Source organism: Moritella sp. F3 (genome assembly GCF_015082335.1).
Taxonomy (GTDB): Bacteria; Pseudomonadota; Gammaproteobacteria; order Enterobacterales; family Moritellaceae; genus Moritella.
Genome location: NZ_BLRL01000002.1, coordinates 129,246 through 152,639 on the forward strand (window position 1 = coordinate 129,246; position 23,394 = coordinate 152,639).

Annotated in this window: 22 protein-coding genes and 1 riboswitch; of the genes, 8 read left to right on the forward strand and 14 right to left on the reverse strand. The window is 40.0% G+C overall.

Annotation, left to right across the window (positions count from 1 at the left end; genetic code table 11):
* Nucleotides 1–155 precede the first annotated feature (155 nt).
* The gene (locus JFU56_RS03735) at nucleotides 156–488 is read right to left on the reverse strand and encodes a hypothetical protein (RefSeq protein ID WP_198435953.1); all 333 of its coding nucleotides are present in this window, start codon (nucleotides 486–488) and stop codon (nucleotides 156–158) included.
* Between the two features lie 432 nt (nucleotides 489–920).
* Here JFU56_RS03735 and JFU56_RS03740 point away from each other — a divergent pair, with 432 nt between their 5' ends.
* The 3 genes from JFU56_RS03740 to JFU56_RS03750 all read left to right on the forward strand — a co-directional run bounded on the left by JFU56_RS03740 (nucleotide 921) and on the right by JFU56_RS03750 (nucleotide 3,757).
* Entirely contained in the window at nucleotides 921–1,271 is a 351-nt protein-coding gene (locus tag JFU56_RS03740) for a phasin family protein (RefSeq protein WP_017220730.1), read from the forward strand.
* Between the two features lie 387 nt (nucleotides 1,272–1,658).
* A riboswitch (purine riboswitch) is annotated at nucleotides 1,659–1,760 on the forward strand.
* 92 nt (nucleotides 1,761–1,852) lie between these two features.
* Nucleotides 1,853–3,178 (forward strand): NCS2 family permease, encoded by a 1,326-nt coding sequence (locus JFU56_RS03745; protein ID WP_019442987.1) that lies wholly within the window; start codon nucleotides 1,853–1,855, stop codon nucleotides 3,176–3,178.
* 15 nt (nucleotides 3,179–3,193) lie between these two features.
* The gene (locus JFU56_RS03750; protein ID WP_198435954.1) at nucleotides 3,194–3,757 is read left to right on the forward strand and encodes a xanthine phosphoribosyltransferase; all 564 of its coding nucleotides are present in this window, start codon (nucleotides 3,194–3,196) and stop codon (nucleotides 3,755–3,757) included.
* Nucleotides 3,758–3,870: 113 nt separating this feature from the next.
* Here the strand turns inward: JFU56_RS03750 and JFU56_RS03755 are convergent, their stop codons facing one another.
* From JFU56_RS03755 to JFU56_RS03780, 6 genes are all read right to left on the reverse strand, one after another.
* Entirely contained in the window at nucleotides 3,871–4,425 is a 555-nt protein-coding gene (locus JFU56_RS03755) for a type II secretion system protein (protein WP_198435955.1), read from the reverse strand.
* 140 nt (nucleotides 4,426–4,565) lie between these two features.
* Nucleotides 4,566–5,816 (reverse strand): carboxylesterase, encoded by a 1,251-nt coding sequence (locus tag JFU56_RS03760; protein WP_198435956.1) that lies wholly within the window; start codon nucleotides 5,814–5,816, stop codon nucleotides 4,566–4,568.
* Between the two features lie 97 nt (nucleotides 5,817–5,913).
* Nucleotides 5,914–6,942 (reverse strand): hypothetical protein, encoded by a 1,029-nt coding sequence (locus JFU56_RS03765; RefSeq protein WP_198435957.1) that lies wholly within the window; start codon nucleotides 6,940–6,942, stop codon nucleotides 5,914–5,916.
* A gap of 41 nt (nucleotides 6,943–6,983) precedes the next feature.
* Nucleotides 6,984–7,577 carry a hypothetical protein gene (locus JFU56_RS03770; protein ID WP_198435958.1) on the reverse strand — a complete coding sequence of 198 codons (594 nt, stop codon included), beginning with the start codon at nucleotides 7,575–7,577 and terminating at the stop codon, nucleotides 6,984–6,986.
* A gap of 11 nt (nucleotides 7,578–7,588) precedes the next feature.
* A complete protein-coding gene (locus JFU56_RS03775) occupies nucleotides 7,589–8,920 on the reverse strand; it encodes an anaerobic sulfatase maturase (RefSeq protein ID WP_198435959.1) in 1,332 nt (443 codons plus the stop codon).
* Between the two features lie 112 nt (nucleotides 8,921–9,032).
* Nucleotides 9,033–10,613, reverse strand: a complete 1,581-nt coding sequence (locus JFU56_RS03780; protein WP_198435960.1) for an arylsulfatase — start codon at nucleotides 10,611–10,613, stop codon at nucleotides 9,033–9,035.
* A gap of 245 nt (nucleotides 10,614–10,858) precedes the next feature.
* On the opposite strand from JFU56_RS03780, the gene JFU56_RS03785 reads away from it, so the two are divergent.
* A complete protein-coding gene (locus JFU56_RS03785; RefSeq protein ID WP_198435961.1) occupies nucleotides 10,859–11,629 on the forward strand; it encodes a response regulator transcription factor in 771 nt (256 codons plus the stop codon).
* A gap of 175 nt (nucleotides 11,630–11,804) precedes the next feature.
* On the opposite strand, the gene JFU56_RS03790 is transcribed toward JFU56_RS03785, so the two are convergent.
* Nucleotides 11,805–12,641 carry a hypothetical protein gene (locus tag JFU56_RS03790; RefSeq protein WP_198435962.1) on the reverse strand — a complete coding sequence of 279 codons (837 nt, stop codon included), beginning with the start codon at nucleotides 12,639–12,641 and terminating at the stop codon, nucleotides 11,805–11,807.
* Nucleotides 12,642–12,773: 132 nt separating this feature from the next.
* Here JFU56_RS03790 and JFU56_RS03795 point away from each other — a divergent pair, with 132 nt between their 5' ends.
* The 3 genes from JFU56_RS03795 (at nucleotide 12,774) to JFU56_RS03805 (ending at nucleotide 15,383) form a co-directional block, all read left to right on the forward strand.
* On the forward strand, nucleotides 12,774–13,730 hold the full coding sequence (locus JFU56_RS03795; protein ID WP_198435963.1) for a LysR family transcriptional regulator: 957 nt from the start codon (nucleotides 12,774–12,776) through the stop codon (nucleotides 13,728–13,730).
* Nucleotides 13,731–13,837: 107 nt separating this feature from the next.
* Nucleotides 13,838–14,773, forward strand: coding sequence for a LysR family transcriptional regulator (locus JFU56_RS03800; RefSeq protein ID WP_198435964.1), 936 nt, complete (start codon nucleotides 13,838–13,840; stop codon nucleotides 14,771–14,773).
* Between the two features lie 97 nt (nucleotides 14,774–14,870).
* Nucleotides 14,871–15,383 carry a hypothetical protein gene (locus tag JFU56_RS03805; RefSeq protein WP_198435965.1) on the forward strand — a complete coding sequence of 171 codons (513 nt, stop codon included), beginning with the start codon at nucleotides 14,871–14,873 and terminating at the stop codon, nucleotides 15,381–15,383.
* 76 nt (nucleotides 15,384–15,459) lie between these two features.
* Here JFU56_RS03805 and JFU56_RS03810 read toward each other — a convergent pair whose 3' ends face one another.
* From JFU56_RS03810 to JFU56_RS03835, 6 genes are all read right to left on the reverse strand, one after another.
* Entirely contained in the window at nucleotides 15,460–15,744 is a 285-nt protein-coding gene (locus JFU56_RS03810; RefSeq protein WP_198435966.1) for a hypothetical protein, read from the reverse strand.
* A gap of 80 nt (nucleotides 15,745–15,824) precedes the next feature.
* Nucleotides 15,825–17,699 (reverse strand): methyl-accepting chemotaxis protein, encoded by a 1,875-nt coding sequence (locus JFU56_RS03815; protein WP_242065838.1) that lies wholly within the window; start codon nucleotides 17,697–17,699, stop codon nucleotides 15,825–15,827.
* A 270-nt stretch (nucleotides 17,700–17,969) separates the two neighbouring features.
* On the reverse strand, nucleotides 17,970–19,502 hold the full coding sequence (locus JFU56_RS03820) for a YdiU family protein (RefSeq protein ID WP_242065839.1): 1,533 nt from the start codon (nucleotides 19,500–19,502) through the stop codon (nucleotides 17,970–17,972).
* Between the two features lie 140 nt (nucleotides 19,503–19,642).
* Nucleotides 19,643–20,077 (reverse strand): peptide-methionine (R)-S-oxide reductase MsrB, encoded by a 435-nt coding sequence (msrB, locus tag JFU56_RS03825; RefSeq protein ID WP_198435967.1) that lies wholly within the window; start codon nucleotides 20,075–20,077, stop codon nucleotides 19,643–19,645.
* A 19-nt stretch (nucleotides 20,078–20,096) separates the two neighbouring features.
* Complete coding sequence (locus tag JFU56_RS03830) at nucleotides 20,097–21,983, reverse strand: ABC transporter ATP-binding protein (RefSeq protein ID WP_198435968.1); 1,887 nt, start codon at nucleotides 21,981–21,983, stop codon at nucleotides 20,097–20,099.
* Between the two features lie 57 nt (nucleotides 21,984–22,040).
* Entirely contained in the window at nucleotides 22,041–22,619 is a 579-nt protein-coding gene (locus JFU56_RS03835) for a VOC family protein (protein ID WP_198435969.1), read from the reverse strand.
* Nucleotides 22,620–22,843: 224 nt separating this feature from the next.
* On the opposite strand from JFU56_RS03835, the gene JFU56_RS03840 reads away from it, so the two are divergent.
* Nucleotides 22,844–23,146 (forward strand): DUF496 family protein, encoded by a 303-nt coding sequence (locus JFU56_RS03840; protein ID WP_026032257.1) that lies wholly within the window; start codon nucleotides 22,844–22,846, stop codon nucleotides 23,144–23,146.
* Nucleotides 23,147–23,394: the final 248 nt, after the last annotated feature.

The window sequence follows — 23,394 nt, forward strand, 5'->3', positions numbered from 1 at the left end:
TACAGTAACATGGAATAATGGCTTAATAACGGGGGACACTTACATTCACTTACATTGCAGGGTTTTTTTGATTGAAACTATGATGAATAGCTCAAATGCATGATTTAAATATAGAAAAAACAATCTAATTTAGGTCTATGTTAAGTCGATTATAACTAAGCACAAATACCAATATTATCTGTCACAGCCTTAAACCAAGGTTTCTCGCCACAGTCTATCTCTGCATCAAATTGACGCGATAACATTGACTGGACGTGTTTGATCGCATCACTGGCAATCAGCACTTTTTCACCTGCAGCAATATTATTATTCAAGGCAAGTTCGTTAGCGTAATTCAATAAGTCTGCCGCAGAATCTAAATTAAAAGAAGCTGTGTGTAAAATATCTAGATTTGCTTGTGTGTAATTACAAGCACGAATAAAGCTAATCTCATGCTTTATACGTGAAATAAGTGCCAAGCCATCTTTTACTAATATATGAAATTCCACTGTTAGCCTCTCAATTAGATCTCAATTAAATGTAGTCTGCCGAGCCATTTTTAGTCTGCCAAACCATTATAGTCGTCATCGTAGAGAAACGACTGCTGAATAAAATTAAATTATTGTGATCAGAAGCTAATTGCTCATTTAAAATAAGATATGGTTACAAAGAGTAAAGTAATAGCTCAATATTTAACACCTCGTCCCTCTCCTTTTCCTCTTTACTAACCGAGTCCAACTTAGTTAATCCTAACGATGGGCAACAAGGACGATTATACCGCGAAGTATTTATCGTTTAAGTTGACCACAGTAAAACTGAAAATCCATTCTAATTAATCTTTATTTTTCTATAAAACTTAATCCATAATTTGTATGCATTTTCTAATTTAAAACCCTATTCTGGCTTCAACAAATCGAAACGCACCCTGAAAGGATAAAACCATGACACAATTAAACGTAGTTGATACAGCGAAGAAACTTTGGAGCAGCAAAGACGAAATTGCTAAAAATATTTGGTTAGCAGGTCTTGGTGCATACGGTAAAAGCATTGATGAAGCGAACAAAGTATCAGATAAATCTTCAACATTATTTGAAGAATTAGTTGCTAAAGGCACTAAAATTGAAGAAACAGCAAAAGAAAAATTGTCTGATAAAAAAATCTCGACTGACGTTTTAGAAACTCGTGTAAATCAAGTGTTCACTAAAATTTCTGGTGTTGATAGCACTAAAGTTGACGCGCTAAACGCTAAAGTTGACGAATTAACGAAAGCAATCGCTGAACTTAAAAAATAAGACACATTTAAGACTCAGTATAATAACTGAATCTTAAATGTAGATATTGATACCTGCCTATTAATAGCAGTGATGAATAGATATGGTGAGCCTCGGCTCACCATTTTTCGTTTTAGCATTTAAAAAGATGGATTTACCAGCAGCTGTACTACTTTTTAAACAAATATGACTGTATAAAGCATATTATCACCTTGTTCAAATATTGACCAGAAAGTCAGAGCCCTAAAAATAATTCAATATTACCTCGTTAGCGAGGTAAATCCCTCCAAAGCCCTATAAGTAGTAGTCCTACATAATAATAGCAGCGACTAACCCGCGAGTTATCTACGTGTTTTGAATATTGCCGCCACACAAAAAAATTGACAACCGCGTCAACATCTTTAAGATGCCCCGCAAGCAATGTGACGTTGTATAATTTTGGCAATATGGGCCTTAAGTCTCTACTCTGAAACCGTAAATTTCAGACCTACAATGAAGCAGGATAATTGTACCTTTTTTAGGTATGGTTCCCCTACCCAAAGTTATACTTCGGAATATTGTCATTTTAAATCAACCAACTTAATAGTAATGGATGTTTATTAATGGACAAGTACTTCCTCCTGTCTGCGCGTGGCGCAACTGTAAAAAATGAAATCTACGCGGGTTTAATTACCTTTTTAGCGATGAGTTATATCTTAGCAGTGAATCCGGCAATCTTAGGAAGCATCGAAGGGATAGACAAAGGCTCAATATTTACAGCTACCGCACTGTCTGCAGCGATTGCAACATTCATTATGGGTGCGTTCTCTAAATACCCTATTATGTTAGCGCCGGGCATGTCGATGAATGGCTTCTTTAAAGCTATCTTATTAGGTGGCGGTATCTCGTTACTTTGGCATGAAGCACTATTTGCTATTTTCCTTTCTGGTTGTCTATATTTAATTCTAAGCTTAACACCCGCTCGTAAGGTGATGATTGAAGCCATACCTGAAGATTTAAAACTCGGTATTGCTGTTGGTCTGGGCTTGTTCGTTTCATTTTTAGGCCTTAAAAATGCCGGTATCATCGTCAGCAACCCGTTTATTCTGGTGAGCATGGGTGATGTCTACGATCCAAAAGTGTTCATTGCGCTGGTCAGCATCTTCATTGCTATTGGTTGTTTAGTCCGAGATATGAAACTAGCGACTGTTATTTCGTTTATCTCATCGATTATTCTAAGCTTATTAAGCGATCACTTCCTTGGTAGTAACTTGATTACCATACCAACTGAAGTATTTTCTATGCCACCAAGCTTAGCCCCTACATTTGGTGCTATCTTTGACTTGTCACAACTGACAATGCCAAAAATGAGTGACTTAATATTCCTGGTTATTATCTTCTTCATTGTCGACTTCTTCGATGGCTTGAGTACGATTGTTGGTGTTGGCCGTGACGCGGGTATTATCGGTAAAGACGGAAAAGTGCCAAACGCTAAATCTGCATTAATTGCCGATTCAGGTGGCACTATCATTGGTACGGTATTAGGGACTACATCAATTACTGCTTACTCTGAATCTGCTGTAGCCTCATCATTGGGTGCTAAAACAGGTATCAGTGCTATCACGGTTGCGGTGCTGTTCTTAATCTCTATGTTCCTATTCCCTGTGTTCTCAATCTTTACCACTGCGATTGTGGCACCCGCATTAGTTGTAATCGGTATTTACATGATTAAGAACTTAGCGATGATTAACTGGGACAAAAAAGAATCTGCAATTCCAGTATTCTTTATCATGGTATTTAGCTTGTTAACCTTCTCGCCTGCAAACGGTATGGCAATGGGTTTCATCAGTTACTGTTTCGTAATGTTAGTGCAAGGTGATGGCAAAAAAGTACATCCGATAATTTACTCACTAGCACTACTATTTATTGTTTATTTAGCACTTTCATAATTTAGGGACGAACACATGAACTTATTAGAAAAAGCGATTTTAGAGCACGGAAAATCAGTTAACAACGTAGCCTTAGACGCAAGTAGCTTCTTAACTAAGCAAATTGATATTCAAATTTTAGACTGGTGTGCATCGCAATTAGCTATCCACTTTCAAGACTCTAAAATTGACCGAATCCTAACTATCGAAAGTGGCGGTATTGCTATCTCGACGTTAGTAGCGTTAAAACTGAATGTGCCATTAGTAGTCATGAAGAAAAAACGTAGTATGTTAGATCCTGAAAACGTACTAACAACCAATGTATTTAGCTTTACTAAAAATTCGTCATATGAATTAAATTGTAATGTTGAACACATTAATGACAATGACCGTGTATTATTTATTGATGATGTATTAGCACATGGTAATGCGGTTGAAGGTACATTAGAAATTCTGGCTCAGACTAGCGCAACACTCGTTGGCGTTGGTATCTTGTTTGAGAAATCATTCCAGTCTGGTGCTAAAATGCTATCAGACAAAGGCATTAATACCTTGTCATTAGCACGTATCAGTTCACTAGAGAACGGTATTCACTTTTAAGTAAATGACCCTCAGCTAGCAGAAAGTAAACCAAAGGGGAGAAACAGTAACTGTTTCTCCCCTTTTTGCTTTTATATCACTGTCATTTTCTATCACAGCCGTTTTATTTTTAACTAGCAGCCGTTTTCAAAAGTAGACACTTCACTGTATACGACGACACCATTTAGCACTCTAAACGCATAAAACGCGTAACACCCGTCTTCGACTGACTTACCGTTTGGCACAAACAACATTCCCCAACCTTGGGTATAACCACCAGGTACTCTAGCTGCAGGAGTCTGATCGACGACACACAATGGTGCTTGAGTACACTCTTCACCTAGAGATTCTCGTCGAAAGTAACCATTACCTAAGTAATGCACATTACTGTTCATTAGCTCTGCCAATCTTTCATCCCAAATCTCTTGCGGCTTACCATAATAAGTATTGATAGCAACACCACCGACATCCACTTTAACCCCTGTTTGATCGTCAACGCCTTGCATTATCGCGGCGTAATTGACTTGATCGACAACAAAGCTAAAATTCCCTGCAACGCCTTTAATCACAGCGACTCGAGCATCTGATTGTATATTGATAAACCGGGGGATGGCGACTGCGGCAAGGATGGCGAGTACGATGATCACGATAACCAGTTCAATAAGGGTAAACCCTTTACTCTTATGCATAATGAATACTACATCCTTCACCCTGTAGATAGGTTGTTACTATAATGTTTTATTTATTTTTATAAGATAACGTCATGCTAAATAAAATCAACTAAAAGGACATAAACAATAGGCATTTACCTCCTTTTAGTGTTTAAGGCTTACATACTTAGTGTAAGCGGTTTTAAAATAGGAGCGAAAAGGGCGTCAGTTAATACTATCGATGATTTTAATGTGCCTTGCTGCATCACGTCATCAAGTATTGCCATACTCTCTGCAAAATAGGGATTCCAGCTTAACCTTGCATAAACTTTCCCTGGTTCTTGGTAACCATAAGCGGAATACCATACTTCTTCACCAGCTTGGCATTTAGCTTCGTCAACTTCCCTTTGACCATTATCACAAATTGTAATTTCCCCATCAGGACCATAAACAGGGTTTAGCGGTGAAAATAACAGACCTACATGCGAACCATTCGATATTCTCTGCTGTGGCAAATCCATACTAAAACGAACCGCGCGGGTGTCATCGGGCTGTACTTCGCCCTTCCACACTAACTTGTTACTGGTATTGGTCATCATTTGACTAAACATGCTCTGCGCATAATCCGTATCAATCACATGCTCGCCCTCACTCATCATCATAAATACCGGTTTGTCATAACCAGCCTTCTCTAGAGCATCACGCACAATCTCTGAGGTTTGATAATAAACAGCGGCAGCATTCATCGGTAATGAATTATATCGGGTATAGTTATCTTCAGGATCGCGATCAGCCCAAGTCATAAAGTGACTTACAGCCGGCGCTAAAGCGGCCACAAAAGTGCCCGACTTGAATGCGGGCGCAAATAATAATAGCCCAGTAATTTCATCATCGTTAATCGCTTGCGATGTCACTAAATTAGCCCCCGTCGAAAAGCCGCCAAGCCAAACTTGATCAACATCTTGCTTGAGTAATTGAGTATGATGCGCAACAACACCTTGCCAATCAGCGAGCGTCGGTAATATCAAATCACCCACTTTACTACCATGACCAGGTAACAATACTGTTCGTACCAAATAGCCCTGCTGCGCGAGATGCTCTGCGATATCAATAAATGAAAAGGGGGAGTCCCCAAGTCCGTGTACCAATAATACCCCCTGGCCATTGGGGTTTTCTGGCTTTATCTCATAAGGTAAGTTTGCTTTAATTTCTTTGTCTTCATCTGCCGAATCAAACACGCGGTTAGCACGCAGCCAATGCTCTGTTTCTTTTAAATAAAGATCAAAATCCGCTTGTTGAAATGCAGGCAGTGTATCTGCCGTCAAATAATGAGGGTCCTCAGGTGTATTTTCAAACCCGATCAGCGCCGCACTATAGATTAAGATAAACGCGGTGATAATCAAACTTAAGCGTAATTTATATTTTGTCATAACAAGGTTCATCACTATTCTCTGGAAGTGCAGTTTAAATGAACATTATTATATATATCAACACTGAACATAAGATGAATAGGACAATCGAGGATAACTACTTAACCGACAGGATTAAATCATCAACGATCTGTACTGGGATTAACAAACGTAAATCACTCAGACACTTACTCGCATCTATGCCTTGTTGTAATTGTAACTCGCACAAGCTATACAAATATTTAGGTTGCGGATTTACTTGATAAGCCAGTGACAACAGTTCAACGGCCGCCATAGGTTCTTGTACTTTAGTCAGCAATGCCAAGGTATAACTGACTTGTGCATCCTGGTCATTTTCTTCATGAGCGAGTTTAATATTTGCAATTGCAGCACCGCTGTTTTTTTCACGATAGTGCGCTAAGCCTAAACTAAAATACAATTCACTGCTGGCTTTACCTTGTTGAGTGATCTGAGTTTGCACAACATCTTCAAGTAAAGTGATTGCCTGCTGGTTTCTGTCGGTGGATTTTAACAGCTCCACATATTCTAAATACATGAAGTTATCGTTATTACCTATATTGCGATTTAATGCGGCTGTAAAGACGATCTCAGCTTGCTCGTAATCACCGCGAACGCGATATAAATAGGCGCGCTGTACCAATGCTGCATCATCATTTGGCAATGCCAACATATATGCTTCAATCTGTTCACCGAGTACTTGTCGTTGATCCTCATTTAAAATAGGCCATAAAGTAACAACGGCCAATGCTGCTTCAAATCGCACGCTTTCTACAGCATCATTCAATAGTGGCGATATAATATCCCAGCGCGCTGAATGCTGCCAATGTTCGACCGCAAAAATAGCAGCTCGTCGTAATTCAACCGCGTCATCACGTGTTGCTCGGCCAATAGCAATGATGGCATTTTGATCGCTGATATTACCCAGCTCCATTGTCGCTGCAACACGCTGCTGGAGCGGCGCCTCTTTACTTTGCGAAATTTCAGAAAGAGTAGCGCTATCAAATGTTGTCGCGCGAACACTCGTCGTCAATAATAATGCGATAAATAAGCTAACAACCAACGGCATTGCAACCATGATGGCTTTAGCTGGTATTTCAATTATTTGCTTAACAACGTATTTCATCATGGATCATTCCTAGTTTTAACTATGCTAAATATTTTCTTAATCTAAATCGCTAATTTAAGTGCGTCAGACTTTATTAATACCTCATGTAATAACAAGATAGTCTCTGTCTTTGGTAAGCCCTTATTTTGCATCCAATGATAAGTAGCTTGGCTTATTTGCTCTACAGTAAATTTACCGCTTTGATTTCTTTCCTGACCTTTATTAAGAGGTAAATAATCCAGTTTAACCAATAGCTCACCCAATTCATTCATTGCAGCTGGCGGGATCTCAATGTCTTTCAAATCTGAAGTCCACAACAGACTTAATACATCATGATTTGCTTTAGCTTGCTTGTAGCGTGTCATTGCTTTTTTATACGGTGCTTCACATACCGCATCATCAGGCGCCTTTTGACAGATATTAAAATACGTTGCGTACATTTTATATTCTCGAGCCATCGTCGCGAATGATTGGTCGATCAACGGCTCGACGATGTCGTTAGGGAAATAGGCCGCATCTTCAGTAATAATGTTAGTGGTTACAGTTGCTAGATCTGTTGCATTATCACGTTCTAGAAATAATGATGCCATACTTGAGCAACCAACCAATAATAGACTCGCGACACTGAATAGCGCTGTAATGAGTATTTTTTTCATTGCGTGTACCTTTATTTAAATTTGATTTTCATGGCGTCAGCGTTAATCTTTTTATGTACGTTATAACCCATGCTGACGATGATCATCATGATGTATTGGTCGATATGACTGAAGAATTGCTTCCAACCACCACACAGATAATTTAAGCCGGACTCACCATCTAAGGTTTTGATAAAACGATTTTTAGGACACTCACCAAAACACGCAAATTGATATTCACATTCGCGACATTGTTTCGGTAACCTTGCTTCTTTAGCACGACCAAATTGTTCCTGTCCCGCTGAGAATTGCATATCTTCTAGCGCTTTATCTTTGATGTTACCGAGCTTATATTCAGGGTAAACGTAGTGATCGCACGAGAATACGTCGCCATTGGCTTCGATAGCCAGACCTTTGCCACACATGGGAGCAAGGGTACATAATGGGTTTACACGTCCCATCCATGCTTCGATACTTGCTTCAAAATAAGGTACGTTGATTTGACCGATGTCGTTGTCTAACCATTCGTCAAACACAGTGCACAGGAACTTGCCCCATTGCGACGGTGATACACACCAGCTTTCAACCACAGAGTTCCGGTGACTTGGATCCATTTCAGGCATACCTTGAAATATGACCTCTTCATTTTTCCAATGCTGCGGCGCGGTCGTTTTAAAGCTTTTAGGCTCAACAATGGGAATAAATTGCATTTGTTTAGATTTAACGTCATCGCGTAAAAAACGATATATTTCCAGTGCGTTATCACCAGTTAAATTGTTAACACAAGTTAGCGTGGCAAAACTTATGTTGTATTTGTGCAGGATCTTGATGCCTGCAAATGTTTGCTTAAACGTGCCTCGCCCAGCTCTGTTTACACGATAGGTATTGTGGATCATTTCTGGTCCATCAATGCTAATACCGACCATGAAGTTATTCTTTGCTAAGAACTTGCCCCATTCGTCATTGAGTAAAATACCGTTGGTTTGCATGTTATTTTCGATAGTGACATTCTTTGGTGCGTATTTTTTTTGCAAACGCACGACGTCACGAAAATAGTTAACACCCAGTAGTGTTGGTTCCCCACCTTGCCAATGGAAAACAATTTCGGAATGATTTTGTTGCTCGATATAAGTGCGGATATATTCTTCTAACATGTCGTCTTTCATGACTGGCTTACAATCATCTTTATCACCCAGTAGTTCTTCTTTACTGAGGTAATAGCAATATTGGCAATCAATATTACACGTTGAACCCGTTGGCTTAGTCATGATGTTCATACGCTTAGTCGGTTGATGCGGGTTGTACATGTTTACGTCTTTTTTAGCGATGCTTTTATCCATCATGTTATTTAGATTATTAGTCATGGTATCTCACTTAATTATCGATGCAGTGGTGTGGTAGTAGCAAACCCTCCTTAGTTTGTAGTAACGAGCTACCTAAGCAGCTCGTTACTTGTGCATAATCAATTAGTCATGATTATTGGTATTGAGCACGTTCCCAAATTTGCATTTTCTCTACAATCTTATCGATTGAGAATGAACCAGGTACTTGACGTGGTGGGAATTCATTAAAGGTATTTAACCACTGGAAAGTATAACCAGCGCCCATATACATGTACGGTAGATGTTCAACCAACCAAGTTTCATATGCACCAGCAGTATCAAATGCTGATTCATACGGGTCTTGACGTAAGTTGAATACATACGGCATGCGGCCTTCTGTCATCGGACAGCGCCATGCTTCAATACCGTGGCATTCTTGGTACGAGTAAAGGATTTTCCAATCACCAACACGTACGCCAGCAACATCACCACTATCAGTACCGTAAACAAAGGCTTTACGTGGCCAATCTTTATTGTCATCAGCTGTGGTAGATTTAGCTTTAATGAGATTAGGTAACAAGTTGTAACCATCTAAATGCACTTTGTATTTCTTGCCGTTTAACTTAGTGCCTTTTTTCAGATCTGCTGCGATTGTTGGTTCACCTGCTGCAGCAAGGAATGTTGTCGCCCAATCATTGTGTGCTGTGATTTCATTAACGACTTGACCCGCAGGGATCTTAGCTGGCCAACGCACCATCGCAGGAACACGGAAACCGCCTTCCCATGTAGTGTTCTTCTCACCTTTAAAGCGTGAAGTACCACCATCAGGCCAAGACCATTTTTCTGCACCGTTATCAGTGGTATACAGAACGATAGTATTATCGGCAATCTTAAGATCATCGAGCTTATCCAGCAACACACCAACCATGTTGTCGTGTTCGACCATACCATCACCATATAAACCGCCACGCTTAGATAAGCCTTTGCTCTCTTCTTTCAGATGCGTCCAAACGTGCATACGAGTGGCATTAAACCAAACAAAGAAAGGTTTCTTTTCTTCATGTGCGCGATCAATGAAGTCGAGTGCTGAAGCAAGAAATTCTTCATCAACCGTTTCCATACGTTTCTTGGTTAACGCGCCCGTATCTTCTGTACGACCATCAGCGTACGAATGGATAACACCACGCGGGCCAAAACGTTTTTTAAAGCCAGCACCTTTAGGGTAATCAGCGTGCTCAGGCTCTTCTTCAGCATTAAGGTGATACAAGTTACCAAAGAATTCATCAAAACCATTGGCTGTTGGTAGTTGTTCAGGGCGATCACCTAAATGGTTTTTACCAAACTGACCCGTCATATAACCTTTGTCTTTCAACATACCAGCAATGGTTGGATCTTCTTGGCGCATGCCTTGTGTAGAACCCGGCATACCGACTTTAGTTAGACCTGTACGGATTGGATGTTGACCCGTGATAAATGCAGCACGGCCAGCGGTACAAGATTGCTCGCCATAGTAATCAGTAAATAACACGCCTTCACTGGCGATTCGGTCGATATTGGGAGTCCAATGACCTGCTTGTCCATGCGTATAAGCACTGATGTTATCAATACCAATATCATCACCCCAAATGGCTAAGATATTAGGACGGTTCTCATCGGTGGTCGCAAAACTTGCCGTTGCAGTCGAGGCAAGCACTGCACCTATCGACAATTGCAAAAACGTCTTATTTTTAAACATAATAATGTCCTGTGATTGCTTTACTAATTTGTGAATAAAATCATCACGGGCTATTCTCCATATGCTAAGGTATTCAGTAAGCAGTAAATTTACTGAATAAAATAGTGAATTGATTTACATCACTGAAACCATAATCCAAGCTCACAAAGTCTATTTTGCAGTACTTTTACGCTAGTGCTTTTAAGCAAATACTTTAATCCTAGCACTGCCACACTCGCACTTGCGTGTTAAACATGGAACTAAGAATGCCTGAATCTACTCATAATGATTTCGAACAACTGCTCATGGCGCAATCGAACGCGTTAATTTCAAGCTCTCCAAAAGACTTCATTCAACTTTGGCGTCAGATCGCTATGGATGCATTGGATTGGTTTAATATTGATAGGCTTACACTATTTCCTAACTCGATGATCTTACTTAATAATGGTAAAACCGAGTCGGTCGAAAAAGCCGGTATTCCGCCATTAATTAAGCAGCATTTTATTGATGGTAATTACCAGGACTACTTTAAGTTATTAAAAACCAAACATGATTGGAACAGCTTTACCGCACAGGAATTACAAAAAGATAAGTGCTTAGTACTGAATAAGTTACACGAGCAAGGTGGGCGCTGGCATTGCATTATTCCATTGCAACTATTTGGACAAAAGTGGGGAGCGCTGTCTTTTACTCGATTTGGCGATAATGATCAGCCGTTAGGTAACGAGGATCTAAAACGCCTCAAGCTCTTGTGTGAAATGTGGCTATGCTATTGGCAGCATTCAACCCTTGCCCTCAACTTGCAACAAGATATAAATGAAAATGAAAAGTTACTACTGCTGAGTAAAAAGCAGTGTGCCGTCCTGACATTATTAGCGCAAGGTGATAGTGCTAAACAATGTGCAGAGAAGCTATTCTTAAGCCCACGCACCATCGAATCTCATAAATATCGCATGTTAGATATTTTAGAACTGGATAAACCAGCAGAGCTAATCCAGTTTGCGCTGCGTAACGGTTTAGGTATTTCCAGCGACTAACAAAAATCAGTAATTTTACTGCTTAATCCCTTCTTTATGTCATTTATCATTACTGCACAATTTATGTTATGACTTGCTATTAAAATTAATTAATAGCAAGTCATAAACTGATAATACAGCAATGATAAATCGATAATCATAACGCTTAATATAGCGCTAGCAAATGTAGCGGCGATTAGAATCGATAATCAACACCGACAGAGACTGTGACTTCTTCTGATCTTTCTTCACCATCAGATAAATTACTTTGTTCAGTTTGGATCTTCATTGAATCGTATTTAACTTCAAGCATGATGTTAATGGTCTTATCAGCAACGTGAGTTTTAATACCTTGTACCCACATAATATTAGCCACTTGCATATCAACGCCTGAATACGATGAACCAAGATTGACATTGAATACAGAAAAGTGAGTCTCGCTCCAAGGGTGTACCGCATACAGATTTACGGAACCAAGATGAGCATCATTACCTTTGAGTGCTTGCTGAATATCAGCATCACTTACTGAAAAACCACTCACTGATAATGGTGAACCAGCCATGGCTGAATTAGCAAGTTCGGACAGGTCTGCGGTTTTAAAATCGATATAAGTATAATTCAATGAAGGAAAAAACAATGTGCCATCATCACTTTCTAACGGCAGCATATAACCCGCGGTGTACATACCAGCAGCATCGTCTAAACGATAAAGATCCATGTATGCACCACCAAAGCGGTCGAAGTGAGCAGCGCGAACACGGGCATTGTTAGACTGAGTATAATATTCAGCGAAGCCGATTGTTTGCGATATATCACTGCTTAATCCGCTAGCACCGCCACCAGCAAGTAGTTTTAATTCGCCAGCATCACTGGAAAATACAGCGGCTCTGAAGTTACTGTTTCTCGGATCGGCATCATGGTACTCCTGATCATTCTGAGATTCCAGAGACTCATTAGCAAACACACTTGCGCTACAGGTTGCGCTGATCACACCAGCTGCAATTAAAGATAATAACGTTTTATTCATACCCATGACTTTCTCCAAATAACGATATAACGAGTCGATTAACTTGGTGGGAAATATGAATGAAGCAGCCATTTAATACCACTTATAGCCGCTATTAGCGATACTAATAAAACCACGAATACCGTGATGGAAAAACTTATGCATACCAATTATAATGAAAAAATAAACCTCAATTACCTGCGTATATTTAATGCTATTTATCAGGCTAAAAGCACCACAGTTGCAGCGAAAAAATTAGGTGTTACGCAATCAGCTGTCAGCCAAACATTAGCAAAATTACGCATATTCACTGGTGACCGTTTATTTTATTCAGCCAACAATGGGTTAGCACCGACACAACGCGCGATCCTAATCAGTGAAGGCTTAAGCGAAAATATTCAGGCCATTGACGATTTATTATTACCGGTGAGCTATTTTGAACCAGAGAACTTTCATGGTGAACTCACCGTGGCGGTATCAAGTGTGTTTTTAGAAAGTTTTGCCACCGAGTTCACCACATCAATCATGTTTGAATCTTTGCCTAATGCCAGAATAAATGTCACGACGTGGACAGAAAATACCATGAAAGACATGATTGAGGGGCGTGTCCATATGGCAATGAATTTCGATCCGATCAGCACTCCAAAATCAATACGCTGCATTCCATTAACCCAAAGCCAAGGCATGATCGTGGCTCGAAAAGATCACCCTTGGGTTACAGGTGGCATGCAACAAGCAGAGTTTCATCAATATCCACTGGGCGGCTGCCTATTACCCGATAGCCTTGAAAGTGAATCCTTGTTCCAGTCTCGTGATTTTAAGTTATTCGATTTAAAATATCGCTCAGCAAGTATGTCAGTCCTTAACTGCTTGGCCAAACATTCTGATATTCTGGCGCTCACAGAAACATTATCCGCCTCTGTTTGCGACGACGATATGGTATGCATCCAACCGCAATGGCTGAATGACAAACTGCCGAACAAAATCAATCACGCATTCTATTATCTTGAAAAAAACCACCATGTACCCTTATATAAATTTAGCGCTGAGATTGTTAAAAAAGTAATCGAAGATAAACTCAATAATGTACTTAGTCGCACTGTAATGGTGAGTTAACTCATTAATTATTAAAACTGATCAAGGTGACTTATAAAAAGTGACTGTCTTATTAATACAAACTTGATTAGACTAGAAATTATTCCCCTTTTAACGGCAGGATCGGCATGAAAAAAGATCTCTATAGCACATTAGATCTGAATTTATTAAAGGTCTTTCTGATCCTTTCTCAAGAACTCAACATGAGAAAGGCCTCAGAGCGATTATTTGTGTCCCAACCTGCTATTAGCCAGTCATTAACCAAGTTGCGCCATCACTTTGATGATGAACTGTTTGTTAAGGTACCGACCGGACTCAAAGCCACGCCATTTTCAGAGGCCCTCGCGACGTCCATTGCGCCGCATTTAAATGGCTTAGCAAACAGTATTAATCACAGCTTAAGTTTTGATCCTGCCACTCTGGATACATCGCTTAAAATTGCCCTATCCCCCGTCGTACTATCATGTTTGTCAGGTGCACTTTATCAAGCTCTTAAAGCATCAGCGCCCAATGCCAGTATTGAATTGGTGAGCTGGTCGCGTTCCACGCTTGAAGACATTCAAAAAGACGATGTATATATTGGCATTAATTATGATATTGCAGCACCAGCAGAAGTTTATAGCAAACAATTAGCAGCCTTACGCGGCCAAGTGATCGTCAGAGAATCTCATCCCATTAAACGCCTACTGACCACCCCTGATGATTATGCGGGTTATGAAATTGCGTCGATGATATCACCCGGATGGAATGAAGGTTTTAGCCTTGCAGCTGAAACGATGAAAGCCCATGGTTTGGAATATAAAGTCGGATTTCGCTCTGAATTCATCATGGTATTACTGGATATTATTCAACATACCGACATGTATTTGCCCCACACTAATTTATTTCCGATTCAGCAATATCCTAACCTACGAGCGCTAGACGTGGAAATACAAGGTGAACCTTTCTATATTGACGTTTACAGTTATTGCCATACCAGACACCGTAATAGTGCGCTGTTTAACTGGTTATATGAATTAATCTCAGGTGTAATTCAAACACAATTACAGCTTAATCATAAGTAATGCTTATCAGCCAGATAAGGCATAACGTTTAGCCCCCCGCCGCATATTTAAATAGTATTAACTAAAAATTATTACTCTTTTAATACAGGCGCATCCTATGCATAAGATACTTATTCCGTTACTACTGATCAGTTCAACATCTGCGCTGGCTAATACGGTACATATTTCACCAGAAATGAAAATTGGCCCCTATGAAGGGACTGGTATTTCAGGTGCAGGAATACAACTCGGTTTGACCGATACCTTAGGCTTGGATGCCGTCTATTTATCTTACAGCCATACTTCAGCACAATTTTTATATCTTGATAACGACAGGTTAAAAACATATCGCATTGGGGCACAAAAGCAGCTCGTAAATAGACCTAAAATGTCACTACAGCTAGAAGCGGGTTGGGTCGAATATGAGGGTAAGCAAAATCGATTTGGGAGTAACGAAATGAGATACTCAGAAGCGACTGGGGTCAGTATTTCGGCTAGTTGGGTTATTGCAGTAACGGATAATATTGCCTTCAGAGCAGGAACGGATCTTAACTATATTGACCGCGATAAAACATTTTTACCTTATGATCTTAGTGCAATGTTCTCAACTGGCGTTATCTTTAGTTTTTAACGATTTAATTAAAAACTAAAAAATCTGTAGGGAGCAATATCCCCTACAGATTTTTGTTTACGTCGTGATCATCGCATTACTTAATAATCGACACACCGTCAACTTGCGTCACTGTGCTCGCATCTGTACGTTCAATTGTTTTAACTAATACTGATTGAATCGTTTCATCTTCTCGAGCATCACTTTTACTTGCAAATTTTTGAGCTTGCGGCGCAGCACCTTCTTCTGCCGTAAATGTCACCACAACTTCTGTCGCAGTGTCAGCCGTTGCACCAAAGTACTCGAATGATACAATTGGGTAGCCTTTAAAGCCTCTTTTAGCGAGCTTTTCAATACGTTTTTTTGCTTTATCTATATTCATTTATCTGAATCCTAGGGATCATGAAACCTGTCCCGTATAGTACAAGATATCGAGTTATTATCTTAATTATATTTCAATAATTAAACCGTATATATTGAGACACTGTCATACAACTTATTAGCCTCAGCATTAAGTACATTAGACTGTTCGTTAGCATCAATCGAGTTGTCGGATAGAATATCAGAGACACTATTAATATTATTTACGTTTTCAGAAATCTCACCTGTTACTGCGGTTTGCTGTTCAACAGCCGTGGCTATCTGCGTCGACATGTCAGAAATTTTCTGGATAGACACATTGATATCATTAAACGATTCAGCGACAAGATCGGACTCTGATACGGTAGACAACGCCAATTTTTCGCTTGATTTCATTAATACAGTGGCTTTACCAACAATATCTTGCAACGTTTGAATGGTATTTTGGATCTCACCGGTAGAGCGATGGGTTTTTTGCGAAAGTGTTCGCACTTCATCAGCGACAACAGCAAAACCTCGCCCTGCTTCCCCCGCTCGCGCGGCTTCAATAGCAGCATTCAGCGCGAGTAGATTCGTCTGGTCTGCTATCGTTTGGATAGCGACAAGTATGCTATTAATTTCTAATACGTGCGAATTTAACTCTTCAACTACATCAGATGTCTGTTTTATCTCACTTGATAGATTGCTGATCGACTTGATAGAACCAGATATGATAGCCATACCTTTCTCGGCACTTTCAGAAGATGCTTGCGCTGAACTTGCAGCCTCTTCGGCATTACGTGCAATTTCAACTGTTGCCGTAGTCATTTCATTAACTGCAGCTGCGACCATAGAAACTTCAATTTGTTGTTCTTTGATGATGTTACTGTTTTCATGTGATTTTGTTTTGCTTATTTCAGCCATAGATTTAAGCATAGTTGCTTGATGTTTTACTTCGGCAACTAAAGAGCGCTGGCTTTCAGCTACATCATTAAAGGCTTGGCTTAACTCGCCGATTTCATCTGCATTACTCGCATCCAAACGGTGAGTAAGATCACCGTCCCCAGCCGCGATTTCTTTTAACGATTTTGTAACCGCAAGTAATGGGTTTAATAATTTTTGAATAAATAAGAACATAAACAAAGACACAATTAAACTAACACCCAATGCCGCAAATAATTGTACAAAGGCATTATCTCTAATATCTTGAGTTATCCTTGCTCTATCAATAACGATAATGGTTCTTAGGTTTGTGCCTTTAATTGGCGCAACATATACAGCACTGTCGATGCCATTAATCATGTCATTATAAAGCTGGGGCTCTGCATTATTTAAATATTTATTATCTAACGAAATATCGCTTAAGCGCTTATTAATAAGGTCTGTATTCACATCAGCAAAGATTTTACCTTCGTTAGAAACCACAAAGATTTTACCATCTCCGGGGATCAGCATTTGCGCTAGATTAGAAATTAAAATATCAATTTTAACATCCGCGCCAATCACCATATAAGAATCATAAAATGTCATTGCTCTACTCATCGACACGACTCTATGCCCTGTCGCCGCTGCAATTGTGGGCGTATCCATAAAAATATTATCTATTGAGGCATTTTGATACCAACCCCACTCTCTCGGGTCGTTATTACCTTCTGGCAGGTCAACGTCATTCGCATTCTTCTGCTGACCATCAGGATAAGCAAAAAACACATTTTCAAAACGACCTGCATTTTTGATTATTTTTAACGTACTGCGGACCATCATTAATGGTGTTTTTTCAGGCATGCTATTCAGGGTGTCAGATTTAGAACTTAACCAATCCGTTAACGATTTATTATATGAATTTGCCGTACTTTCTATTCTTGATAAAGTCTCATTTTCAATTCTGTGTTTAGACGAAAAATAGCTGGTTGTACCGACAGCCCCTGCACCAATAAAAACCGCAAGAGAAGCGGTTAATATCAATCGAGCTTTCAAGGTTATCTTGTTCATTTTCATATTACGTTCCAAATTATAGGCAAGAATGAATGCTATATCTGTTATCAACTAACAGTCATCATGCTCGTATAAATTATCGCGTGTATAAGCATGATACTCAGAACGAAAATATTACCTTAGATTTTTTTTATGTAACGAAAACGAATGTTTAGTTGTGACTGTTACCTAACAATGTAGGGGTATTTTCTTTCATTTCATAATTAAAACGAAAGCTATGTGGACAATAATAACGCAATATAGGGAGAATACGGTTAGCTAGTACTGCCAATATTAAGACGAACAACTCAATACCATTTTACGTCCCCACTCAGGTGGTAAGGCTGCAAGCTTTTCAAAATCAGGATGTTCGGCAAACGGATCTGCTAACACAGCCACTAATTCATTAACCAAACTGTAATCGTAGTCTGTTGCTTGCGTAATCGCTTGCTGTGCTAAGTAATTACGTAAAATGTACTTAGGGTTAACTTGATTCATACTCACTTTACGAACGTCATCCACACTCGATTCTAAGGCTAGACGTTGCTGATATTTAACCGCCCAAGCATCGAATGCATCACGGTCGATAAACTGATCGCGTATCGAACGATTATCAGCGCCTTCGGTGCTATTAAAGTCACTTAATAGACGGAAGAAATAGGTATAATCCACCGCGCTACTTGCTAATGTTTCTAGCAAGTTTTTAATCAACTCACCATCCGTATCATGCACTTGTTGTAAACCGAGTTTACCACGCATTAACTCACGTAATTTCGCCAAGAAAATATCATCATAGGTTTGCAGCGTTTCATTTAACGGCGCAATATCCATGAACGGCGTTAATGAACGACCTAGTGCCATTAAGTTCCAGTAACCTACTTGAGGCTGCTGATTAAAGGCATAGCGACCTGAATAATCGGTGTGGTTACAAACATAAGCGGGATCAAAATCATCTTGGAATGCGAATGGGCCATAATCAAAAGTTTGTCCCAAAATCGACATGTTATCGGTATTCATGACACCATGAACAAAACCAACCGCTTGCCAATGTGCCATCAGCTCTGCTGTTGTTGTCACGACTTGTTTATAAAATGCTAAGTAAGGTACTTCTGCATCGAGCGTTTCAGGGAAATGATGCGTCAGCGTGTAATCCAGCATCAACTTTAAATCGTCTAAACGCTGAGTATAATAAAAGTGCTCAAAATGACCAAAGCGTACATGCGACTCGGCAACGCGTACTACCATGGCAGCTTGTTCAACTTGCTCTCGCATCACGGTGTCACTACCGACAACCACACTTAGTGCTTGTGTTGTTGGAATGCCTAAACCTTGCATTGCCGCACTACATAAATACTCACGTATGCTTGAACGTAATACCGCGCGACCATCACCTTGACGGCTGTAAGGCGTTCGACCTGCACCTTTTAAATGCAGATCCCAAGTAGTACTATCTGCGTCATCATTGCCTTTAACTTGCGCTAACAACAAACCACGACCGTCACCGAGATCTGGGTTATAGTGACCAAACTGATGACCGGTATATTTCATTGCCAGGGGGGTGAACCCGCTTGGTAGATAATTACCAGAGCATAGCAGTAATAACGCATCGCTATCAGCAACAACATTATCTAAACCTAACAGGGCTAATACTTGCGGGTTTAAGCTAACCATTTTCGGGTCGCTAAGCCCATCTGGCATTTGCTTGTTATAAAAATGCGCAGGCAAGGTCGAATAGTGATTATCACAGTTCAGTGAATCAATACTTGTCAGCTTATTATGACTATCGATTTGCTCATGGCTGTCTGCAGCCTTATTCACGATGCTCACGGATTATCCCTGCGGTTAAAGGCTTTATATAAATATACCCAAATTATTGCATGGTATTGTGTTCAACACCTAACAACAACTTGGGTATATGTTTCATCGACTATTTTGTGACGATTACTTTAGCGTTCTAGCTTGACGACCTAGTCTTTACTATCGGCATTAAAGCCCATTGATATCGAGTTAATGCAAAAACGTTGACCCGTCTCTGTTGGTCCGTCTGGGAATACATGGCCTAAATGCGAATCACAGTTACTGCACGTCACTTCAATACGCTGCATAGCTAAACTGTTGTCTTCGGTATACACCACTGCGCCTGATTTAATCTCTTTATCAAAGCTTGGCCAACCGCAACCCGAGTTGAACTTGCTCGCGCTAGTAAATAACGCACTACCACAGCATTTACAATTATATACACCCACTGTCTCATTGTTTAACAGGGTACCAGTGTAAGGATGCTCTGTGCCTTTTTTACGGCACACGTGAAACTCTTCATCCGTTAACTCTGCTTGCCACTCAGCGTCAGTTTTAGTCACCGAAATACTGCTTTTATCTGTGTTCTTTATTTCTTTATTCATACTCTTGTTATCCTCACGGTTAATGAGTTGATTGTAAGCGGCCGTACAACGTTTGATAAAGCCCTTCAACCTGTAATAATTCATGATGTTGTCCTGACTGGCTTATTTCGCCATCGTCGAGCACATAGATCAAGTCAGCCTGTTTAATTGCGCTGAGTCTATGGGCAATAATTAATGTTGTTCTATCTGCTAAAAATTCACTCAAATTATGGTGTAAACGACTTTCAGTTTCGGTATCTAATGCCGATGTCGCTTCATCAAATACCACCATTTGAGGTTTACTTAATACCATTCTCGCAATCGCTAAACGCTGGCGTTGACCACCAGAAAGACGTACACCATTACGTCCGACTAAGGTATCTAATCCATGACCCAGCTGTTTGATTGTGTCAGCCATTTCGGCAACTTGCAGTGCTTTCCACAGTTCATCATCACTAAATTGATGACCCATAGACAAATTCTCACGAATCGAAGTATTAAACAAGATAGGTTGCTGTAATACCGTCGCAATGTTCTCACGTACTTTATCATAACCAACTTGATTCAGCGGCACATCATTAATTAAGATCTCGCCTTGCTGTTTCTCATATAGCCCTAATAACAACTGCACCAGTGTTGATTTACCACCGCCACTCACTGCAACAATCGCCACCTTCTTACCTTTCGGTATAGTTAAATTTACATTACGGATCACTTTGTTTTCAGTATTATAGCCAAAGCATACATTTTTAAACTCAACACTCACGCCGTCTTGACTGGCAAACGGATCCACGACACATGGATGTTGTGGCTCTTGCGTTAATTCGAACACACTGTTTAAGCGTTTTAATGCCGCAGAAGCCGCAAAGTAAGTATATTGAATACTCAACAATTCTTGTACTGGCCCCATCATAAACCACAAATAACCAAATACTGCGAAGATCTGACCAATCGTTAAATCAGCAAACACCACCATTAGCATCGCAATCGCACGGAACACTTCAAAACCAATAAGGAAAATAGTGAAGCTTAAACGGTTAACAGCATCGGTTTTCCATTGTGACTGAATAGCACTATTACGTAACTCGCTGGCGGCATCAATGACACGACTAAAATATTGCTTTTCACGTTGCGCTGTACGTAACTGCTGGATTGCATCCAAAGTATCAATCAAGGCTTCTTGGAAAGCTTCAAACGCCGCATTTTCACGAGTTTTTAAGTTTTTAACTCGCTTGCCGAATGAGCGAGAAAAGTAAATCACCGCAGGGTTAAGCAATAGGATAATCAGACCAAGTTGCCAATCAATCCATAATAAAATAGCCGCTGTACCTAAGATCGTCAACATACTAACAAGAAACTTGGACAAGGTTTCAGCCAGGAATTTATCGATGGTTTCCACATCCGTAATGCAACGAGAGCTGATCGCACCAGAGCCTTGAGTTTCATATTCAGTTAATGATACCAAAGGTAAATGGTGCATCAATTTATCACGAATATAGAAACTTAAATTCTTACCGATAATGGTAAATTGCCTTGCTTGCCAAACCGACAAGACAAGACTAGATAGACGCAGGCACACCACAAAACCAAGAATAGCTAAAATATATAACTGTGGTCCCCACCATGATTCAGGAAACATATTTTGCATTGCTTGCACGGCAGCGCCGGGTTTCTCGAGCAAAACCTCATCCACCAGCAAGGGCATCATCAACGGAATAGGCACACTGACTAAAGTGGCAAATACCGCAATAATGTGAGCGCTGATTAACGGTTTCTTTTGACGTAATACGCGTTCACGGATCAACTTCCAGCTAATCCGATTGCCTCGATGTCCTGAATTACGCGATGAAACATCCTGGTCGGACGCTTGTGTTGATGATGATTGTTGATTGTTTTGCTGCTGAGATTGAGAAGTTGTTTTTATCATAATGCTCTAAAACCACGTCACCCTTAAGTTGTTACGAATGATTATCAATTGCAGTTATTATGCCGCAGTTTCACTCGCAACAACAGCTTTAATACCTGCACTGTGTACCTTAATACAGATATCCCCTTGTTTGAATGCTATCGTCGGATTAGCCAATGTTTCACCTGCCGCTTGTGGCGCTGAATGTTTAATTTTAATACTGCTATCACTGGCTAACACAGCGTCAATATTAGGACTAACCATACGTAACGATTGCTCTAATTCCGCCATCGTTGTCGCATTGCCTGGTAGTACAAGCTCAATATGTTCCCAACCTTGTTGTGGATAATACTTTCCTGGAAAAGGCAGCTCCACGCAATCAATTTGCCAATCACCAAGTTGTACTGGCTCATCTAATACAATGATGTATATCGGGCGGCCATTGATCATGCTGTCAGAAATGACTTCACCACGTTGTTTAAATTCCGCTAATAAAGACGTGGCAACGGCAATATCGTTAACGCGCAAAGCCACATGATCGCACCATAACGCCTCCGACTTTAAATTGCCTTGCTTGCATAAACCAAGCTGCTGTGAAAATGCTAAGATCGCGTCAGAGAACGCTGGCCACTGTTGAGTTAGATCTTGATATTGCATGGTAATTCCTTCAATTAATATTTGAATCTAAGTCTGTTAATGATACCACAGGCGCCATTTTGACTGCGTGGTTTATAAAATAACCATTGTTGATTTAGTGCAAAATTTTTAAACTCAACCCTCATTAGCTCAAAAACACAGAGCTTTTAGGACATTATCCTGCTAAATTAAAGAGGATTTCTTTTAATAACGTCTCTTAACTTTCAGACTATATGGGTGTACTAATGAATAATGCTTTTGATGCAGTAAAAAGTGCTCGTCGTAAAAACAAGCTAAAACGTGAAATCCTAGATAACGCGAAAAAGATCCGTGATAACCAAAAACGTGTTGATCTACTTGATAACCTACTTGATTATCTTTCACCAGAAATGACTCAAGCAGAAATTGTTGAAATCATTGCGAACATGAAATCAGATTACGAAGACCGTGTTGATGATCACATCATCACAGGTGCTGAACTATCTAAAGAACGCCGTGAAATCAGCAAAAAAATTAAAGCTATCACGAAAGCGGTTAGCACTAAATAAAAGCAGAGAAATCGAACCCCATACACCTACATGATAATCTGCGCCTAAAAATAATTTATTATTAATAATAAAAATTATTTATAAAATAAATAAGCGGATATCAACATTAAGATAAGCACCTAATACACAAGTCCGCTTGCTCGGTTTGGTGTTTTATCTTAACCCCCTCTCCAGTTTTACTTTCCAACCCAATTATATTCCTTAAAGACCAGTCTCTTAGCTATCACTACGTCGCTTAACAGATCGCT

Bases quoted from the DNA above. Each gene is read 5' to 3' on its own strand.
- JFU56_RS03785 (WP_198435961.1), top strand. From the start codon at position 10,859: ATGCCTGAATCTACTCATAATGATTTCGAACAACTGCTCATGGCGCAA.
- JFU56_RS03765 (WP_198435957.1), bottom strand. From the start codon at position 6,942: ATGATGAAATACGTTGTTAAGCAAATAATTGAAATACCAGCTAAAGCC.
- JFU56_RS03740 (WP_017220730.1), top strand. From the start codon at position 921: ATGACACAATTAAACGTAGTTGATACAGCGAAGAAACTTTGGAGCAGC.
- JFU56_RS03760 (WP_198435956.1), bottom strand. From the start codon at position 5,816: ATGACAAAATATAAATTACGCTTAAGTTTGATTATCACCGCGTTTATC.
- JFU56_RS03780 (WP_198435960.1), bottom strand. From the start codon at position 10,613: ATGTTTAAAAATAAGACGTTTTTGCAATTGTCGATAGGTGCAGTGCTT.
- JFU56_RS03815 (WP_242065838.1), bottom strand. From the start codon at position 17,699: ATGAAAATGAACAAGATAACCTTGAAAGCTCGATTGATATTAACCGCT.
- JFU56_RS03800 (WP_198435964.1), top strand. From the start codon at position 13,838: ATGAAAAAAGATCTCTATAGCACATTAGATCTGAATTTATTAAAGGTC.
- msrB (WP_198435967.1), bottom strand. From the start codon at position 20,077: ATGAATAAAGAAATAAAGAACACAGATAAAAGCAGTATTTCGGTGACT.
- JFU56_RS03745 (WP_019442987.1), top strand. From the start codon at position 1,853: ATGGACAAGTACTTCCTCCTGTCTGCGCGTGGCGCAACTGTAAAAAAT.
- JFU56_RS03770 (WP_198435958.1), bottom strand. From the start codon at position 7,577: ATGAAAAAAATACTCATTACAGCGCTATTCAGTGTCGCGAGTCTATTA.
- JFU56_RS03840 (WP_026032257.1), top strand. From the start codon at position 22,844: ATGAATAATGCTTTTGATGCAGTAAAAAGTGCTCGTCGTAAAAACAAG.
- JFU56_RS03790 (WP_198435962.1), bottom strand. From the start codon at position 12,641: ATGGGTATGAATAAAACGTTATTATCTTTAATTGCAGCTGGTGTGATC.
- JFU56_RS03755 (WP_198435955.1), bottom strand. From the start codon at position 4,425: ATGCATAAGAGTAAAGGGTTTACCCTTATTGAACTGGTTATCGTGATC.
- JFU56_RS03795 (WP_198435963.1), top strand. From the start codon at position 12,774: ATGCATACCAATTATAATGAAAAAATAAACCTCAATTACCTGCGTATA.
- JFU56_RS03810 (WP_198435966.1), bottom strand. From the start codon at position 15,744: ATGAATATAGATAAAGCAAAAAAACGTATTGAAAAGCTCGCTAAAAGA.
- JFU56_RS03830 (WP_198435968.1), bottom strand. From the start codon at position 21,983: ATGATAAAAACAACTTCTCAATCTCAGCAGCAAAACAATCAACAATCA.
- JFU56_RS03835 (WP_198435969.1), bottom strand. From the start codon at position 22,619: ATGCAATATCAAGATCTAACTCAACAGTGGCCAGCGTTCTCTGACGCG.
- JFU56_RS03805 (WP_198435965.1), top strand. From the start codon at position 14,871: ATGCATAAGATACTTATTCCGTTACTACTGATCAGTTCAACATCTGCG.
- JFU56_RS03750 (WP_198435954.1), top strand. From the start codon at position 3,194: ATGAACTTATTAGAAAAAGCGATTTTAGAGCACGGAAAATCAGTTAAC.
- JFU56_RS03775 (WP_198435959.1), bottom strand. From the start codon at position 8,920: ATGACTAATAATCTAAATAACATGATGGATAAAAGCATCGCTAAAAAA.